This window comes from Martelella mediterranea (genome assembly GCF_021021415.1).
GTDB lineage: Bacteria > Pseudomonadota > Alphaproteobacteria > Rhizobiales > Rhizobiaceae > Martelella > Martelella mediterranea_C.
The window spans coordinates 1-453 of record NZ_JAINWJ010000040.1 but is presented as its reverse complement, the minus strand read 5'-3'; the positions used below and the strand labels follow the sequence as shown (position 1 = coordinate 453).

Sequence of the window (453 nt, the reverse complement as noted above, 5' to 3'; positions counted from 1 at the left end):
TTGCGATAGGCGTCTTCCCAGTCGCGGTTTTCATTGGTGGTCACGCCGTGACCATCGGAGAATGTATCGACATTCTTGCGTGCCAGAAAGTTGAGGCGGTCGAGGAGAAGAGACATGATCCGTTCCTTTGTTTCGGGCGATTAGCAGGGCACCGGCGCATTGCGGCGGGTGTAGTAGAAGAAGGTCAGCACGGCGCAGATGACGTAGAAGATGCCGAAGCCCCACAGCGCCATGTCCGGTCCGCCGGTCATCGAAATCGAGGTGCCGTAGGATTTGGGGATGAAGAATGCGCCATAGGCGGCAATCGCGGAGATGAAGGCGATGATCGCCGCGCTCTCGCGGTCCGTCTGCTTCTGCAGCGCGCCGGCATCCAGTTCCGGCATCAGCCGCGGCACTTCGCGGCGCATGATCGCCGGGATCATCTGGAAGGTCGACGCATTGCCGACGCCCGTG

Annotated in this window: 1 protein-coding gene and 1 pseudogene; both read right to left on the bottom strand. The window is 60.7% G+C overall.

Annotation, left to right across the window (positions count from 1 at the left end; all coding sequences use genetic code 11):
* On the bottom strand, positions 1–116 hold a 116-nt coding region (locus tag K7H91_RS19045), incomplete at its 3' end, for a hypothetical protein (protein WP_230721808.1).
* A 24-nt stretch (positions 117–140) separates the two neighbouring features.
* Positions 141–453 (bottom strand): annotated as a pseudogene (locus K7H91_RS19040) (MFS transporter); the annotation flags it as partial.